This is a genomic window from Isoptericola haloaureus (assembly GCF_036689775.1).
Taxonomy (GTDB): Bacteria; Actinomycetota; Actinomycetes; order Actinomycetales; family Cellulomonadaceae; genus Isoptericola; species Isoptericola haloaureus.
The window spans coordinates 261,831-276,243 of record NZ_JBAGLP010000118.1 but is presented as its reverse complement, the minus strand read 5'-3'; the positions used below and the strand labels follow the sequence as shown (position 1 = coordinate 276,243).

The 14,413-nt window shown below is 74.0% G+C and carries 16 protein-coding genes; 10 read left to right on the top strand and 6 right to left on the bottom strand.

Annotation, left to right across the window (positions count from 1 at the left end):
- Positions 1–44: 44 nt before the first annotated feature.
- The 5 genes from V5O49_RS11455 to V5O49_RS11435 all read left to right on the top strand — a co-directional run bounded on the left by V5O49_RS11455 (position 45) and on the right by V5O49_RS11435 (position 4,511).
- A complete protein-coding gene (locus tag V5O49_RS11455; protein WP_332902352.1) occupies positions 45–590 on the top strand; it encodes a dsRBD fold-containing protein in 546 nt (181 codons plus the stop codon).
- Positions 591–704: 114 nt separating this feature from the next.
- On the top strand, positions 705–1,586 hold the full coding sequence (locus V5O49_RS11450) for an ABC transporter substrate-binding protein (protein WP_332902351.1): 882 nt from the start codon (positions 705–707) through the stop codon (positions 1,584–1,586).
- 13 nt (positions 1,587–1,599) lie between these two features.
- Positions 1,600–2,481, top strand: a complete 882-nt coding sequence (locus V5O49_RS11445) for an amino acid ABC transporter permease (protein WP_332902350.1) — start codon at positions 1,600–1,602, stop codon at positions 2,479–2,481.
- Entirely contained in the window at positions 2,478–3,239 is a 762-nt protein-coding gene (locus V5O49_RS11440) for an amino acid ABC transporter ATP-binding protein (protein WP_332902349.1), read from the top strand. The genes V5O49_RS11445 and V5O49_RS11440 overlap by 4 nt, the downstream gene beginning before the upstream one ends.
- Before the next feature lie 102 nt (positions 3,240–3,341).
- Positions 3,342–4,511, top strand: a complete 1,170-nt coding sequence (locus tag V5O49_RS11435; RefSeq protein WP_332902348.1) for a DUF2235 domain-containing protein — start codon at positions 3,342–3,344, stop codon at positions 4,509–4,511.
- A gap of 9 nt (positions 4,512–4,520) precedes the next feature.
- On the opposite strand, the gene V5O49_RS11430 is transcribed toward V5O49_RS11435, so the two are convergent.
- The 4 genes from V5O49_RS11430 to V5O49_RS11415 all read right to left on the bottom strand — a co-directional run bounded on the left by V5O49_RS11430 (position 4,521) and on the right by V5O49_RS11415 (position 7,700).
- Positions 4,521–4,895, bottom strand: a complete 375-nt coding sequence (locus tag V5O49_RS11430) for a universal stress protein (RefSeq protein WP_332902347.1) — start codon at positions 4,893–4,895, stop codon at positions 4,521–4,523.
- A 12-nt stretch (positions 4,896–4,907) separates the two neighbouring features.
- The gene (locus tag V5O49_RS11425) at positions 4,908–6,011 is read right to left on the bottom strand and encodes a calcium/sodium antiporter (protein WP_332902346.1); all 1,104 of its coding nucleotides are present in this window, start codon (positions 6,009–6,011) and stop codon (positions 4,908–4,910) included.
- An 89-nt stretch (positions 6,012–6,100) separates the two neighbouring features.
- A complete protein-coding gene (locus V5O49_RS11420) occupies positions 6,101–6,559 on the bottom strand; it encodes a SufE family protein (RefSeq protein WP_278236721.1) in 459 nt (152 codons plus the stop codon).
- A gap of 235 nt (positions 6,560–6,794) precedes the next feature.
- Positions 6,795–7,700 carry a sulfurtransferase gene (locus tag V5O49_RS11415; RefSeq protein ID WP_332902345.1) on the bottom strand — a complete coding sequence of 302 codons (906 nt, stop codon included), beginning with the start codon at positions 7,698–7,700 and terminating at the stop codon, positions 6,795–6,797.
- Positions 7,701–7,877: 177 nt separating this feature from the next.
- On the opposite strand from V5O49_RS11415, the gene V5O49_RS11410 reads away from it, so the two are divergent.
- The 5 genes from V5O49_RS11410 (at position 7,878) to V5O49_RS11390 (ending at position 12,655) form a co-directional block, all read left to right on the top strand.
- Positions 7,878–9,161 (top strand): helix-turn-helix domain-containing protein, encoded by a 1,284-nt coding sequence (locus tag V5O49_RS11410; RefSeq protein ID WP_332902344.1) that lies wholly within the window; start codon positions 7,878–7,880, stop codon positions 9,159–9,161.
- 130 nt (positions 9,162–9,291) lie between these two features.
- The gene (gene exaC, locus V5O49_RS11405; protein WP_332902343.1) at positions 9,292–10,815 is read left to right on the top strand and encodes an acetaldehyde dehydrogenase ExaC; all 1,524 of its coding nucleotides are present in this window, start codon (positions 9,292–9,294) and stop codon (positions 10,813–10,815) included.
- A 15-nt stretch (positions 10,816–10,830) separates the two neighbouring features.
- Complete coding sequence (locus tag V5O49_RS11400) at positions 10,831–11,244, top strand: DUF779 domain-containing protein (protein ID WP_332902342.1); 414 nt, start codon at positions 10,831–10,833, stop codon at positions 11,242–11,244.
- A gap of 9 nt (positions 11,245–11,253) precedes the next feature.
- Positions 11,254–11,550 (top strand): DUF3175 domain-containing protein, encoded by a 297-nt coding sequence (locus V5O49_RS11395; RefSeq protein ID WP_332902341.1) that lies wholly within the window; start codon positions 11,254–11,256, stop codon positions 11,548–11,550.
- A gap of 55 nt (positions 11,551–11,605) precedes the next feature.
- On the top strand, positions 11,606–12,655 hold the full coding sequence (locus tag V5O49_RS11390; protein WP_332902340.1) for a hypothetical protein: 1,050 nt from the start codon (positions 11,606–11,608) through the stop codon (positions 12,653–12,655).
- A 79-nt stretch (positions 12,656–12,734) separates the two neighbouring features.
- Here V5O49_RS11390 and V5O49_RS11385 read toward each other — a convergent pair whose 3' ends face one another.
- Both V5O49_RS11385 and V5O49_RS11380 read right to left on the bottom strand, forming a co-directional pair.
- Positions 12,735–13,208 (bottom strand): HNH endonuclease, encoded by a 474-nt coding sequence (locus V5O49_RS11385; protein WP_278236728.1) that lies wholly within the window; start codon positions 13,206–13,208, stop codon positions 12,735–12,737.
- 274 nt (positions 13,209–13,482) lie between these two features.
- The gene (locus V5O49_RS11380) at positions 13,483–14,412 is read right to left on the bottom strand and encodes a CHAD domain-containing protein (RefSeq protein WP_332902339.1); all 930 of its coding nucleotides are present in this window, start codon (positions 14,410–14,412) and stop codon (positions 13,483–13,485) included.
- Position 14,413: the final 1 nt, after the last annotated feature.

The window sequence follows — 14,413 nt, the reverse complement described above, 5'->3', positions numbered from 1 at the left end:
GTGGCGTCCGCCGCCCCTGGCGTGCCCGCGCCGCGAGGCGCACCATGGAAGGACAGGTTGCGGAGCTCGACGGCGAGACGGAGGCGAGCGGCATGAAGGCGTCGGTGGGGGACAGGATCATCACGGCGTCCGGCGTGGTGGGCGGCGCGGTCCGGGACGGGATCGTCGTGGACTGCCCGCACGACGACGGCTCGCCGCCCTACCAGGTGCGTTGGTCGGACACGGGCGAGGAGTCGCTGGTCTACCCGGGCCCGGACTCCCTGGTGCAGCACGAGGACGGCGGCGCCGCCGAGGACGACGAGGTACGCACCGCCCGGGCGGTCACGTGGACCATCCAGGTGTCCCTGGTCGAGGCGTCCGGCAGCACGACGGCCGAGGCCGTGCTCGTCGTCGGCCCCGGGGAGCACTCCGACGTGCCCCTGCGGTCCGTGGGCCACGCGCGCAAGGACCCGCACGACACGGAGATCCCGGTCATCGGCGACGAGGTGGCGGCGGGCCGCGCGCTGCGCCGGCTGGCCGACGCGCTGCTGGGCCAGGCCGAGGAGGACATCACCGCCTCGACCGGGGTGCCGGCGCACGTGCACGACTGAGCGGGGTGACCGGACGCACAGCGCCGGGCGGTTCCCGGTGCGGTGCGCCGCGCATAGGCTCGTGCCGGTCATCGACGGCGATCGGCGCCGTCGCCCCATCTCTGGAGGAACCTCGTGCGAGCTCGTCCCGCATCCGTCGCCGTGCTGGCCCCCGCCGTCCTGCTCGGGCTGGCCGCCTGTTCGACGGACGGCGCCCCGGACGCCGAGGAGCCCGGCGCGACCTCGGCCGAGGCCACGGCCGACGCCACGGCCGACGCCTGCGCCGCCGGCGAGCTGCCCACCCTGACCGACGGCACCCTGACCGTCGGCGCGGGCGAGCCGTTCGAGCCGTGGTACGTCGGCGAGCCCACCAGCGGGGAAGGTTTCGAGTCCGCCCTGGTCTACGCGGTCGCCGACGAGCTCGGCTACGGCGAGGACGACGTGGTGTGGGAGACGGTGACGTTCGAGCAGATCATCTCCCCGGCGATCAAGCCGTTCGACCTGGCCGCCTACCAGACCACGATCACCGAGGAGCGCGCCGAGGCCGTCGACTTCTCCAGCCCGTACCTGACCAGCCACCAGGGCGTCATCGTGGCCGACGACGGCGAGTACGCCGACGCGTCGAGCCTGGCGGACCTGGAGGGCGCCCGCATCGGCGTGACCGCCGCCCAGACCTCCCTCGACGCCGCCGAGGCCGCCTGGGGCGACGCGGTGGAGATCACCCCGTTCAGCGCCGCGGGCGACGGGATGACCGCGCTGACCTCCGGCACCGTCGACGCGATGGTCATGGACGTCGACCAGGGCGTGGCCGCCTCGACCGTGTACTTCCCGGACACGCAGGTCGTGGGCACGCTGCCCGACGTCGGCGAGCCGGAGCAGCTCGGGCTCGTGCTGGACAAGGACTCGGCGCTGACCGAGTGCGTCTCGCAGGCCGTCGACGCCCTCGAGGCGGACGGCACCCTGGACGGGCTGCGGACCGAGTGGCTGAAGTCGGACGACATCCCCGAGCTGTCCTGACCGCGCGGCGGGCATGAGCGGCGCGAACCAGGGCCGACCGCCGTCGGCGCGGGCCCGGGCCCGGCAGGACTACCGCCGGGCCCAGCACCGCCGTGCCCTGCTCGTGGCCGCGGTGGCGACCGCCGTCGTGCTCGCCGCCGTCGTCGCCGTCGTCACCACGGCCCCCGGCTGGGAGCGGGCCCGGGAGGCGTTCTTCTCCCCGGAGCGGGCCTGGGAGGTCCTGCCCGAGGTCGCCGAGGGGCTCTGGCTGAACCTGCGCGTGTGGGTCGTGGCCTCCGTCGTCGGACTGACCGTGGGGCTGCTCCTCGCCGTCGTGCGCACCTCGCGGCTGCCCGCGCTGTTCCCCGTGCGGGTGCTGACGGTGCTCTACGTCGACGTCTTCCGCGGCGTGCCGGTGCTGCTGGTGCTGCTGCTGGTCGGGTTCGGGCTGCCAGCCCTGCGGCTGGAGTGGCTGCCGGTCAGCGCGGCGTTCCTCGGGGGCCTGGCCATCGTGCTCACCTACACCGCCTACCTCGCCGAGATCTTCCGCTCCGGGATCGAGGCGGTGCACCCCTCGCAGGTGGCCGCCGCCCGGTCGCTGGGCCTGACCCGGGGCCAGACGGTGCGCCGGGTCGTGCTGCCGCAGGCGGTCCGGAACGTCTCGGCGCCCGTGGCGAGCATGCTGGTCTCCCTGCAGAAGGACTCCGGGCTGATCTCCATCCTCGGTGCCGTGGACGCGATCCGGGCCGCGCAGATCGCCACCACCGGCGACTACAACTTCACGCCGTACGTGGTCGCCGGCGCGCTGTTCCTGCTGGTCTCGATCCCGCTGACCCGGCTCGTGGACGCCTGGTCGGCGCGCCAGGGCTGGCGCGGCTCGCTGCGGGGCGTCAGCGGGGCCGGGGTGGTCCGATGACCGCGGCACCGCTGCTCAGCCTGCGCGAGGTGCGCAAGTCCTTCCCCGCCGGTCCGGGCCGACGCGCGGGTCGCCGCGTCGTGCTGGACGGCATCGACCTGGACGTGGCCGAGCACCAGTGCGTGGTGCTGGTCGGCTCCTCCGGGTCCGGCAAGTCGACGCTCCTGCGGGTCGTCGACCTGCTCGAGGACGTCGACGACGGCCAGGTGCTCCTCGACGGCGTCGACGTGGCCGACCCCTGGGTGGACGCCGACGCCGTGCGGGCCCGGCTCGCGATGGTCTTCCAGCAGTACAACCTGTTCCCGCACCTGACCGTCCTGGACAACGTCACGCTGGCCCCGCGCCTGGTGCACCGCCGGCCGCGGGCCGACGCCGAGGAGGCGGGGCGGGCGATGCTGGCCCGGGTCGGGCTGGCGGACAAGGCGGACGGCTACCCGGACCAGCTCTCCGGCGGTGAGCAGCAGCGGGCGGCGATCGCCCGGGCGCTCGTCGGAGGCCCCGAGCTGCTGCTGCTCGACGAGGTCACCTCCGCCCTGGACCCGGAGCTGGTCGGCGAGGTGCTGGACCTGCTGCTGGACCTGCGCGCCGAGGGCACCACGATGCTGGTGGCCACCCACGAGATGGACTTCGCCCGCCAGGTCGCCGACGAGGTGGTGTTCCTGCACGAGGGGCGCGTGCACGAGCGGGGCACCCCCGCCCAGGTCCTCGACGACCCGCAGCGCGAGCGCACCCGGGAGTTCCTGCGCCGGCTGCGCTGAGCACGACCGCCGCGCCGAGCCCCACCCGGGCCGGGCGCCGCGAGCGCGTGCGTATCACCCGCCGCCGCGCGACGCTCTGGGTAGGCGAGGGGAGTGGTGACGATGAAGCGCCTGATCCTGTGCTGCGACGGGACCTGGAACCACGCGGCGAACCAGTACGTGTCCAACGTCGAGAAGATCGCCCGCGTCCTGGAGCGCGGGCCGGTCGGTGACGGCGTCGTGCAGATCGTCGAGTACGTCGGCGGGGTGGGCTCGCAGGGGTACTTGCTCGACAAGCTGCTCGGGGGTGCGTTCGGCTCCGGACTGACCCAGAACGTCGTCGAGGGCTACCGGTTCCTGGCGATGAACTACGCGCCCGGCGACGAGATCGTCGTCCTCGGCTACTCCCGCGGCGCCTACACGGCGCGCAGCGTGGTCGGGATGGTCGGGGCCGTCGGCCTCCTGACCCGCGAGGCGCTCGCGGCCGGTGCGCTGCACGACGCCGTGCGTCTGTACCGCGAGCCGGCCGACGACGACGCCGCGCGCCTCGCCCGCGAGGAGGAGCGCGCCGCCTTCCGGCGCGAGCACTCGCACGGCGGCGACGCCGGGACGCCGGTGCGGTTCCTGGGCGTCTTCGACACCGTCGGCACCCTGGGCGTGCCCGGGCTGACACGACGCCGCTACCGGTTCCACGACGTCCGGCTCGGCGACGACGTCGAGGTGGCGCGGCAGGCCCTCGCCGTCGACGAGCGCCGGCTGTCGTACGCGCCGTGCCTGTGGGAGGTCCCGGCCGACAGCCCGGAGGGCCGCGTGCAGCAGGTCTGGTTCGTCGGCGGCCACGGCGACGTGGGAGGCGGTGGACCGCGGTGCGGGCTGTCCGACGCCGCGCTGGAGTGGATGGTGGACGAGCTGCGCACGGTCGGCGTCGTCGTCGACGACGCGCTCTGGTCGTCGCAGTGCACGCACCAGGAGGAGCTCGTCCTGGACGTGCGGCCCCGGCTGCTGTTCCGGCTGATCAACCGGGCCAAGCGCCTGCTGCCGGGCAGCGGGAGCATGGGCGGCCGGGAGGTCTTCCGCCACGGCCTGCGCGTGCTCGCCCGCCGGGACGGCGAGGTGTGGGGCGACGGGGTGTGCGTCGCCGGGCCCGTCGTGCGCTACGTGGAGCGCGACGGGTACGCGGAGCACGCGCCGAACCTGCAGCGCTGGTTGGACGAGGCCGGCGGCGTGGACCAGGTGCCCGTCGTCCCCGTCGAGGCGTGGCGCGACGACGAGCGGCGGCTGGTCGTGCGCTGACGGACCCGCTCAGGCGTCGTAGGCGTCCTTGACCACGAGGACCGGCACGGAGGCGTCGAGCAGCACGCGCTGCGTCGTCGTGCCCATGAGGAAGGTGCCCTGGCTGGAGCGCTTGCGCGAGCCCACGACGACGAGGCTCGCCCCGACGTCGTCCGCGCGGTCCAGGATCGCGTCCGCGGGCTCGGTGTGCTCGTCCCGGTAGGCGATCTCCACGGCGGCGTCGCCGAGGACGGCGGCGAGCGCGTCCGAGGGGCCGGCGTCGGGATCCTGCTCGTCGAGCACGAGCACCTGGAGAGGCAGGTCGCGTCGACGCGACTCCTCCAGCGCGGTCCGGACAGCTGCCTCGCCGTGCGGGCAGGCGCGATAGGCCACGAGCACCGTCATGTGCCCACTGTGTCACACCTGACGGCGGCCGCGGCGCAGTCCGAGCTCGTAGGCCGCGAGCGCCACGAGCCACACGGCGGTGACCGGGAGCACGAAGCCGAACATCGCGCCGCCGAAGGGGCCCTGGGCGTCGTGGTCGGTGGCGGCGAGCAGCACGTAGGCGAGGTAGGTCAGGTAGAGGACGACGAACAGCACGCCCTCCCAGCGCACGATCGCCTGCCCGGTGAACGCGACGGGGAGCAGGACCAGGGCGACGGCGATCATCACCGGCAGGTCGAGGTTCACGGCGGCCGGGGCGACGTCGATGCCGCCCGGCGCGACGACGGCGGTCAGGCCGAGGACCGCGCCGATGTTGAAGATGTTGCTGCCGACGATGTTGCCCACGGCCATCTCCTGCTCGCCGCGGCGCACGGCGATGACGCTGGTGGCGAGCTCGGGCAGGGAGGTGCCGATCGCGACGACGGTGAGGCCGATCACCAGGTCGCTCACGCCGAACGCGGAGGCGATCTGCGTGGCCCCGTCCACGAGGAAGCGGGCGCCGACGACCAGCAGCGCCACCCCGACGGCCACGAGCGCCACGTCGATCCCCACCGACCGGGCCCGGCTGGTGCGGAACCGTGCCAGGGAGTCGTCGTCGGCGGCCTCGCGCGGCAGGTCGGTCTGCGCGCGGCGGGCGACGATCGTGGTCACGGCCAGGTAGGCGGCGAGCAGGCCGAGCAGGAGGACGCCGTCGGTGGTGCTGATCGTCCCGTCGAGGGACAGCAGGAGCGCGAGGACGGACATCCCGACCATCACGGGGATGTCCGTGCGCACCAGGCGGTGCGTGACCGCCAGCGGGACGACGATCGCCGCGACTCCGAGCACGAGCAGGATGTTGGCGATGTTGCTGCCGACGACGTTGCCGACGGCGAGCCCGGGCGAGCCGGTCAGGGCGGACCCGGCGCTGACGGCCAGCTCGGGGCTGGAGGTCGCGAAGGAGACGACGGTCAGGCCGACGACCAGGGCGGACATGCCCAGGGTGCGGGCCAGTGACGCCGCCCCGCGCACGAGGGCCTCGCCGCCGCCGACGAGCAGCACGAACCCGGCGAGCAGGAGCAGGACGCTGACGAGGCTCACGGGGTTCAGGGTACGGGGCCGGTCCCCGGCGGGCCGGTCGCGGGGCGCCGGGGCGGGCGGGTGCGTGAGGTGCCGGCTCGGACGCGGGGTCAGGCGGCGGCGAGCTGCTCGACGATCTGGCGCTTGGCGCGGGTGAGCATGCCCGTCATCCCGTTGAGCCGCAGCGCGGAGACAGCCCGGGTCAGACCGAGCTGCAGGGGGAAGTCCTCGGGGACGTCCAGGACCTGCCGGGGCGTGAGCCCGGACAGCCCCTGGGCGAGGATCGAGGCGAACCCGCGCGTCGTGGGGGCCTCCGGGGGCGCGGTGGCGTGGAAGTGCACGACGCCGTCGCTGACCTCGGCGAAGGCGTGCACGGGGGACTGGCACTCCTCGACCTTCTCCAGCAGGGCGGGCGAGTCGGCGTACCGGGCGGGCAGGTCCGGCAGCTCGCGGGAGAACTCGAGCAGGAGCTGCAGCCGTTCGGACTCGGTCAGGGCGAGGAAGTCCTCGCGGATCTCGGCGAGCTGCTCGGGGAGCTCGGGCGTGGGCTGCGCGGCGTCGTCGGTCATGGGTCCAGTCTCTCGTAGCGTGCGTCCGCGAGGTAGGCAACTGTCCCGCGAGGTAGGCAACGGTCCCGCGAGGTAGGCAACTTCTCGGCGAGGTAGGCAACTTCTCGGCGAGGTAGGCGAGCGGCCTACCTCGCCGAGAAGTTGCCTACCTCGGCCCGGGCTTGCCTGCCTCGGCGGGATGGTGCCTACCTCGCCGGGGGAGCGCCGGGGGAGTGCGGGTCTCCGGGGGATGAGGTCAGGCCGCGGGAGCCTCGCCGGACTCCTCGCCCGCGACGATCGGCACGCGCACCGCGTTGCCCCACTCGGTCCAGGAGCCGTCGTAGTTGCGCACGTCCGGGATGCCGAGCAGGAAGTGCAGGGCGAACCACGTGTGGCTGGACCGCTCGCCGATCCGGCAGTAGGTGATGACCTTGTCCGCGTCGGTGATGCCGAGGCCGCCCGCCTGGTAGATCGCCTCGAGCTCGGCACGGGGCTTGTAGGTGCCGTCCTCGGACACGGCGGTGGCCCACGGCACGTTGTGCGCGGTGGGGATGTGCCCGCCGCGCAGCACGCCCTCCTCCGGGTAGTCGGGGATGTGCAGCCGCTCGCCGGTGAACTCCTGCGGCGAGCGGATGTCCACGAGCGGGCCGTGGCCCAGGTGGGCGAGCACGTCCTCCTTGAAGGCGCGGAAGGTGACGTCGTCGCGCTCGACGGCCGGGTACTCGGCCGGCGTCGGGGTCGGGGCGTCGGTGGTGAGCTCGCGGCCCTCGGCCACCCACAGGTTGCGGCCGCCGTCGAGGAGCCGGACGTCGGTGTGGCCGAAGAGGGTGAAGACCCAGGCGGTGTACGCGGCCCACCAGTTGTTCTTGTCGCCGTAGAGCACGATGGTCGTGTCACGGGCGATGCCCTTGGAGCCGAGGAGCTCGGCGAAGCCGGGGCCGTCGAGGTAGTCGCGCTCGACGGGCAGCAGCAGGTCGGTGTGCCAGTCGACCTTCACGGCGCCGGGGATGTGGCCGGTCTCGTACAGGAGCACGTCCTCGTCGGACTCGACGACCACGAGGCCCGGGTCGTCGCGGTGCTCGGCGAGCCACTCGGTGGTGACGAGGCGCTCCGGGTGGGCGTACTCCTGGAGCCGCGGGGTGGGGTCGAGCGGTGCGGGCATGATTCCTCCTGGTCCGGGATGGTCCGGGCCTCACCCTAGGCCGCGGACGACCAGCCCGGACACTGCAGTTCCACCATGTGGGACCAGCATGTGAGACGACGTGCGGCGCGGCCCGCCTCGGCCGCCTCCCGCCGATCTACACTGTCTGCACCACCGGACAACGACGTCGGAGGCTCCATGGGGCATCGGCCCGCCACACCGCACGGCGACCTCGCCCGCGCGCTCTCGCCCGCCGTCCCGGTCCGCCGCGACCGACGGTCCGTGCGCAGCGCCTACGACACGTTCCTCGACACCGGCGCGCTCCCGGCCGGGCTGGACCCGTTGGTCGCCGCGTCGTGGCGGCGCAGCCGGTCCTGCGGCGTCGACCCCGACACCCCGCGCGTCACGCTCGGGCTCGCGCCCGACGAGCTCGAGGCCTACCGTGCCGCCCACCCGCTGGCCGCCCTCATGCCCGCCGTGCGCGACCTCGTCGGCGAGGCCGCCCGCGACGACGGGCTCGTCGTGGCCGTCTCGGACGACACCGGACGCCTGCTGTGGGTCGAGGGCGACACCCGCACGCGGGGGACCGCGGAGAGCGTGGGGTTCGTCGCCGGGGCCGTCTGGCGCGAGGAGGACGTGGGCACCAACGCCCCCGGCACGGCGCTGGCCACCCGGCGGCCGGTCCAGGTGCTCGGCGCCGAGCACTTCTCCCGCCCGGTCCAGCGCCTCAACTGCGCCGCCGCGCCGATCCAGGGCCCCGGCGGGCGCGTCCTCGGCGTCCTCGACGTCACCGGGGGGCGTGCCGCCGGCTCGCACGTGGCCCTCTCCCTCGTGCGCGCCACCGTGGCCAGCCTCGAGCGCGAGCTCGCCGCCCGCGACGGCGCCGCCCGCGCGGCGGCCGGCGGCGTCCGCCCCACCGTCCGGCTGCTCGGCAGCCCCGCGTGGCAGGCGGCCGACGGCGAGCACCGGCTCTCCGGCCGGCACGCCGAGATCCTGGCCCTGCTCGGCGAGCACCCCCGGGGCCTGACCGCCGAGGAGCTCGCCGTGCTGCTGCACCCCGGCGAGCTGTCCGAGGTGACGGTCCGCGCCGAGATCTCCCGCCTGCGCCGCGCCGCCGGGAGCCTCGTGACGGGGTCGCGGCCCTACCAGCTCGCCCCCGGCGTGCGCCGCGACGTCGACGTCGTGCGCGAGCGCCTGGCCGCCGGGGACGTCGCCGCCGCCGTGGTCGCCTACACCGGACCGCTGCTGCCGCGGTCCTTCGCCCCCGGTGTCGAACGGGTCCGGGCCGAGCTGTCCGCCGAGCTCCGCTCCGCCGTGCTCGGCACCGCCGATCCCGCCGTGCTGGACGCCTGGACACGGACCGACGACGGCGCCGACGACGTCGAGGCCTGGCGCGCGCTCGTGGCCCGCTCGGAACCCGGCGGACCCCGGTGGGCCCGCGCCCGGGCCCACCTCGCCGTCGTCGACGCCGCGCTGCGCTGAACCGGCGCTGCGCCGAGCACGCCTGACCGCCGACCGCCCGCAGGGCTGCAACGCCGCTGCAACGCTGCCTGCCTAACGTCGTGCCCACGACGCGACGAGGCGTCGTCGCACTGCGAGGAGGCAGCACACCATGACCGTCTACACCCCACCGGGACGGACCGGGTCGATCGTGGAGTTCCGCAGCCGGTACGACCACTGGATCGGCGGCGAGTACGTCCCCCCGGCGAGCGGGGAGTACTTCGAGAACCCCACCCCCGTCACCGGCCAGACCTTCTGCGAGGTCGCCCGCGGCAACGCCGAGGACATCGAGCGCGCGCTGGACGCCGCGCACGGCGCCGCCCCCGCCTGGGGCCGTACGTCCGTCACCGAGCGCGCCAACGTCCTCAACGCCATCGCCGACCGCATCGAGGCCAACCTCGAGAAGATCGCCGTCGCCGAGAGCTGGGAGAACGGCAAGGCCGTGCGCGAGACGCTCGGCGCCGACGTCCCCCTGGCCGTCGACCACTTCCGGTACTTCGCCGGCGCGATCCGCGCCCAGGAGGGCTCGATCTCCGAGATCGACGGCGACACCATCGCCTACCACTTCCACGAGCCGCTCGGCGTCGTCGGGCAGATCATCCCGTGGAACTTCCCGATCCTCATGGCCACCTGGAAGCTGGCCCCGGCGCTCGCGGCGGGCAACGCCGTCGTGCTCAAGCCGGCCGAGCAGACCCCGGCGTCGATCCTGTACCTGATGGACATCATCGGCGACCTGCTGCCGCCGGGCGTCGTCAACGTGGTCAACGGGTTCGGGGCCGAGGCCGGCAAGCCGCTCGCGTCGTCGTCGCGGATCCGCAAGATCGCCTTCACCGGCGAGACGACGACGGGCCGGCTGATCATGCAGTACGCCTCGGCCAACATCATCCCGGTGACCCTCGAGCTCGGCGGCAAGAGCCCGAACGTCTTCTTCTCCGACGTCGCGGCCGCGCAGGACGACTTCTACGACAAGGCCCTCGAGGGCTTCACGATGTTCGCCTTCAACCAGGGCGAGGTCTGCACGTGCCCGTCGCGGGCGCTCATCCAGTCCGACATCTACGACCAGTTCGTCGGCGACGCCCTCAAGCGCACCGAGGCGGCGATCCAGGGCAACCCCCTGGACACCGAGACGATGGTCGGGGCGCAGGCCAGCAACGACCAGCTCGAGAAGATCCTGTCCTACATCGACATCGGCCAGGCCGAGGGCGCCAAGGTCCTCACGGGCGGCGCACGCGCCGACCTCGGCGGGGACCTGTCCGGCGGCTACTACGTGCAGCCGACGGTGTTCGAGGGCAAGAACTCGATGCGCATCTTCCAGGAGGAGATCTTCGGGCCCGTGGTCTCGGTGACCGACTTCGCCGACTACGACGACGCGATCAAGACCGCCAACGACACCCTCTACGGGCTCGGCGCCGGGGTGTGGACCCGCAACGGCACGACGGCGTACCGGGCCGGGCGGGACATCGAGGCCGGCCGGATCTGGACCAACTGCTACCACGCCTACCCGGCGGCGGCGGCGTTCGGCGGGTACAAGGGGTCCGGCGTCGGGCGCGAGAACCACAAGATGATGCTCGACCACTACCAGCAGACGAAGAACCTGCTCGTCAGCTACTCCGGCGTCCGGGACGGGTTCTTCTAGACCGCAGGGGGCGTGATGATCGACGACGACGGGTCCGACCGACCCGCCCGCGTCGCCGTCACCGACGCCGCGGCCGAGCTCCTGGCTCGGCTGCGGCGTCGTCACGGCGACCTGATGTTCCACCAGTCCGGCGGCTGCTGCGACGGCTCCAGCCCCATGTGCTACCCGGCCGGCGACTTCCTCACCTCGGACGCGGACGTCCACCTGGGCGACCTCTCGCTGTCCGACGACGGCGAGGCGTTCGTCGTGCCGGTCTGGATGAGCCGCGCGCAGTTCGAGTACTGGAGCCACACCCACCTGACGATCGACGTCGTGCCCGGCCGCGGTGCCGGGTTCAGCGTGGAGGCGCCGGAGGGGGTGCGGTTCCTCATCCGCTCGCGGCTGCTCACCGACGCCGAGCTCGCGACGCTGGGCCCCGCCCGGGGGTAGCGTCGAGGGATGGCACCCGCGCACGACGGCGGCCACGGCGGACGATGGTCGCAGGACGTCACCGAGCACTCCGACGCGCTCGACCTCGAGCAGGACGTCTTCACGCTCGACGACCCGGCGCAGATCGCCGAGTCGCTGCGCCGGTCGGCCGAGGCCAGTGACCGGCGCAAGACCTCGCCGTACGCCTCGGCGATGTCGATGCTGACGTTCTACCTCAACCGGGCGGGCCGCACCCTGCCGCCGGAGCGGCGCGAGGTGCTCGAGCAGGCCAAGGTCGAGCTGCGGCGCCTGTACGGGCGGGAGTGAGCAGAGCCGCGGTCGGGGTGTCGCGCGGCGCCGTCGACCCGCTATGTTGCATGCCGTGAGCACCGAACCAGAGGCCCTCCCGTCCGTGTCGTCGCTCCCGGCGTGGCTCGTGCCGTCCGTGTACCTCAACTGGTCCACCGACTGGCTGCGCGAGTCCGTCGCCATCGCGACGCGTTCTCGTGAGCACCACCTGCCCGGCGGGCCCGACGGCCCCAAGCGCGGCGACGTCGTCGTGACCGTGCTGGGCGACGCCGGTGTCGTGGCGGCGGTGGAGCTCATGGGGTCCTCCGACGGCGACTCGTGGGTCACCGACGAGCTCTTCGGCCCCGACCGGCCCATCGTGTGGGCGGACCTGTTCGACGGCGCCGACTCCTACATCGGCTCCTCCGGCTGGCTGCCCGCCGAGCACGCGCGCGCCGTGCTCGACGGCGTCGCGAACCAGTTCCACGACGGTCCGGTGCACACCATCGACCCGGGCGACTGCGGGGCCGGGGACGCCGCCCCGGACGTGCACGCGCTGCGCATCATCGGCCACCGTGCCGTGACCGGGTGGGCGCTGCGCCGCGAGGAGCGCTGCGCCACCTGCGAGCAGTTCGTCGACGTGCGCGAGATGCAGGCGCACGACGACGGTGCCGTGCGCCTGGGCACGACGACGGCCGGCGGCCGTACGCTGGAGCAGGTCATCCGCGACGTTCACCTGCTGTGCGCGCACTGCCACGAGCTGATGCACGAGCACTCGGTGATCGCGCAGCGCAACCGGCTGCGCCCGCAGTGCCCCGGCTGCGGCGTGCGCGGCAAGACCAAGCGCATCGTGTGGGGCATGACCTTCTCCGACGACGTCGTCAGTGCCGAGCCGGACGTCGTCTACGGCGGGTTCGAGGTCCCGGTGCCGACGCCCGAGTGGTACTGCACGGACTGTCACGCCAACTTCGGCAGCACCGTGGTCGCCTCCCGGATGCTCGACGCCGACGGTCCTGCCGTCCCGCAGCCGGTCACCGGTGCCATGTCGACGGTGGCCGACGACGCGCTGACCGCGGGCTCGGCCGCCGATCCGGCGTCGGCGCCCGAGAACGACGGTCGCTGGGAGCCGACGCACGGGATCTGAGCCCCACCGGTCGGCTCGCGCCGCGGGCGCGGGTCGGCCGGGCCGGTCGGCCTGACCGGTCGGCCGGTGGGCCGACCGGTCAGGCGGCGAGCGGCCGTGCGCGCGGGCGTCGCCGGACCATCCCGTGCTCGGGGGTCGGGATGCGCGGTGTGAGCCGCAGGGGCATCCCGGCCTCGAGCGGTGTCCGGTTCGCCTTGCGGTGGTTGCAGGCGCGGCAGGCCGCGACGAGGTTCAGCCACGAGCTGTCGCCGCCGCGGGACCGGGGCACCACGTGGTCGACCGTCTGGGCCGGCCCGCCGCAGTAGGCGCACGCGCCGTCGCGCCGCTTCACGCCGTCCTTGGTGACGGTGGGTCGGCCGCCGCGGTACAGCCACCGCATCGCGACGTAGCGCACGAGCCGCAGGACACGGGGGAGCGGGTAGGGGCCGAAGGACATCCCGTCGACCGACTCCTCGACCACCGCGACCTCGCGCACCAGCATCGTGATGGCGTGCTTGACGGACACGCGGTGCAGCGGCTCGTAGCCGGCGTTGAGGACCAGCACGTCGGCCACGGTCCTGCTCCCTTCCGGTGCGGTGCGCACGGGCCGGCGGGGCCGGTGCGCTCTCGGCGGCTCCTCGATGGGTCGGTGTCGGGTGCGGCGGGGATCCGGGCAGGACCTCCGGACAGGCCGGTATGTGGCGCCCGTCACGGAAAAAAGTATGGTGACCGGCCCCGGAAGTCCAGAGCTTTGGCCAGGATCGGTCGAGCTCGAGCCTGGAAGATCCGGTTTCGGGCGGAAAATGCCGACGTCTGCCGACGTCTGCCGACGTCTGGTGCCCCGGTCGTTACGGCGTCGTGGACAGCAGGCGCTCGAGGGCCTCCGGGACGGCCTCGAGGGCTGATCGCGCCCGCCGGACGGCCGCTCTGGCGAGCCGGTCGTACGGCCCGCGGTCCTCCCCGGCGGCCTCCGCCCGGTCGCCGTGCTCGCGCGCGAGGGCCGCGAGCAGCATCGCGTCGCGATGGTCCCCGAGCGTCGACTGGATCGTCTTGCCGGCGGCGCCGAGGTCCTTGGCCGACGAGCCCAGCACCCGGGTGGGGCTGCGCGTCACCGCGCGGGTCGCCTGGGAGACGCGTCGGCCGGCCTTGCGCACCTCGTGAGCGCGGGCCAGCAGGTCCTCGAGGTTCTCGGACGTGTCGACGTCTTCGACCGTGGCCTCGGCCAGTGCCGCCGGATCCAGCTCGGCCGCTGCCCGCTCGGCCCGGCGGACCGCCTTGCGCAGGCGCTTGCGTGCCACCGTGGCGGCCTTCCGGTCGGCGGCCTTGCCGAGCGGGGGCTCCTGCACCCAGCGGATCAGCTCCGCCGTCGTCACCGCCATGGTCGGGCTGCCGGCGTACTCCACGAACCGGGCGTGGGCGGCTGCGTGCTGACGGTCGAGGTCCTCGACGATCCGTTCCCGGGCCTGGCGCGGGACGCTCGCGGCGCCGCCGACCGACTCGACGTCCGCCCGCCGCACCTCGAGGTCGCGGGCCTCTCCGAGGACGTCGCCCAGCTCGGCGAGACGTCGGCGCAGGTCCTTCACCTGGTCGCGCTCGAACGCCGGCCGGTAGACCGCGAGGACGGTGCGCAGCCGACGCACGGCGGTCCGCAGCCGGTGCACGGCGTCGTCCTCGTCGGCGAGGGCCCGCGGGATGCGCTGCTCGACGCGACGGACGTGGTCGGCCACCACGTCGCCGAAGACCTCGCCGGCTGGATCGGACTTCCGTGGAGGTGCCATG

What these genes read in the sequence shown, in the direction of transcription:
- V5O49_RS11455 (WP_332902352.1), top strand. Translation starts at nt 45, where the DNA reads ATGGAAGGACAGGTTGCGGAGCTCGACGGCGAGACGGAGGCGAGCGGC.
- V5O49_RS11445 (WP_332902350.1), top strand. Translation starts at nt 1,600, where the DNA reads ATGAGCGGCGCGAACCAGGGCCGACCGCCGTCGGCGCGGGCCCGGGCC.
- V5O49_RS11440 (WP_332902349.1), top strand. Translation starts at nt 2,478, where the DNA reads ATGACCGCGGCACCGCTGCTCAGCCTGCGCGAGGTGCGCAAGTCCTTC.
- V5O49_RS11435 (WP_332902348.1), top strand. Translation starts at nt 3,342, where the DNA reads ATGAAGCGCCTGATCCTGTGCTGCGACGGGACCTGGAACCACGCGGCG.
- V5O49_RS11430 (WP_332902347.1), bottom strand. Translation starts at nt 4,895, where the DNA reads ATGACGGTGCTCGTGGCCTATCGCGCCTGCCCGCACGGCGAGGCAGCT.
- V5O49_RS11420 (WP_278236721.1), bottom strand. Translation starts at nt 6,559, where the DNA reads ATGACCGACGACGCCGCGCAGCCCACGCCCGAGCTCCCCGAGCAGCTC.
- V5O49_RS11415 (WP_332902345.1), bottom strand. Translation starts at nt 7,700, where the DNA reads ATGCCCGCACCGCTCGACCCCACCCCGCGGCTCCAGGAGTACGCCCAC.
- V5O49_RS11410 (WP_332902344.1), top strand. Translation starts at nt 7,878, where the DNA reads ATGGGGCATCGGCCCGCCACACCGCACGGCGACCTCGCCCGCGCGCTC.
- exaC (WP_332902343.1), top strand. Translation starts at nt 9,292, where the DNA reads ATGACCGTCTACACCCCACCGGGACGGACCGGGTCGATCGTGGAGTTC.
- V5O49_RS11400 (WP_332902342.1), top strand. Translation starts at nt 10,831, where the DNA reads ATGATCGACGACGACGGGTCCGACCGACCCGCCCGCGTCGCCGTCACC.
- V5O49_RS11395 (WP_332902341.1), top strand. Translation starts at nt 11,254, where the DNA reads ATGGCACCCGCGCACGACGGCGGCCACGGCGGACGATGGTCGCAGGAC.
- V5O49_RS11380 (WP_332902339.1), bottom strand. Translation starts at nt 14,412, where the DNA reads ATGGCACCTCCACGGAAGTCCGATCCAGCCGGCGAGGTCTTCGGCGAC.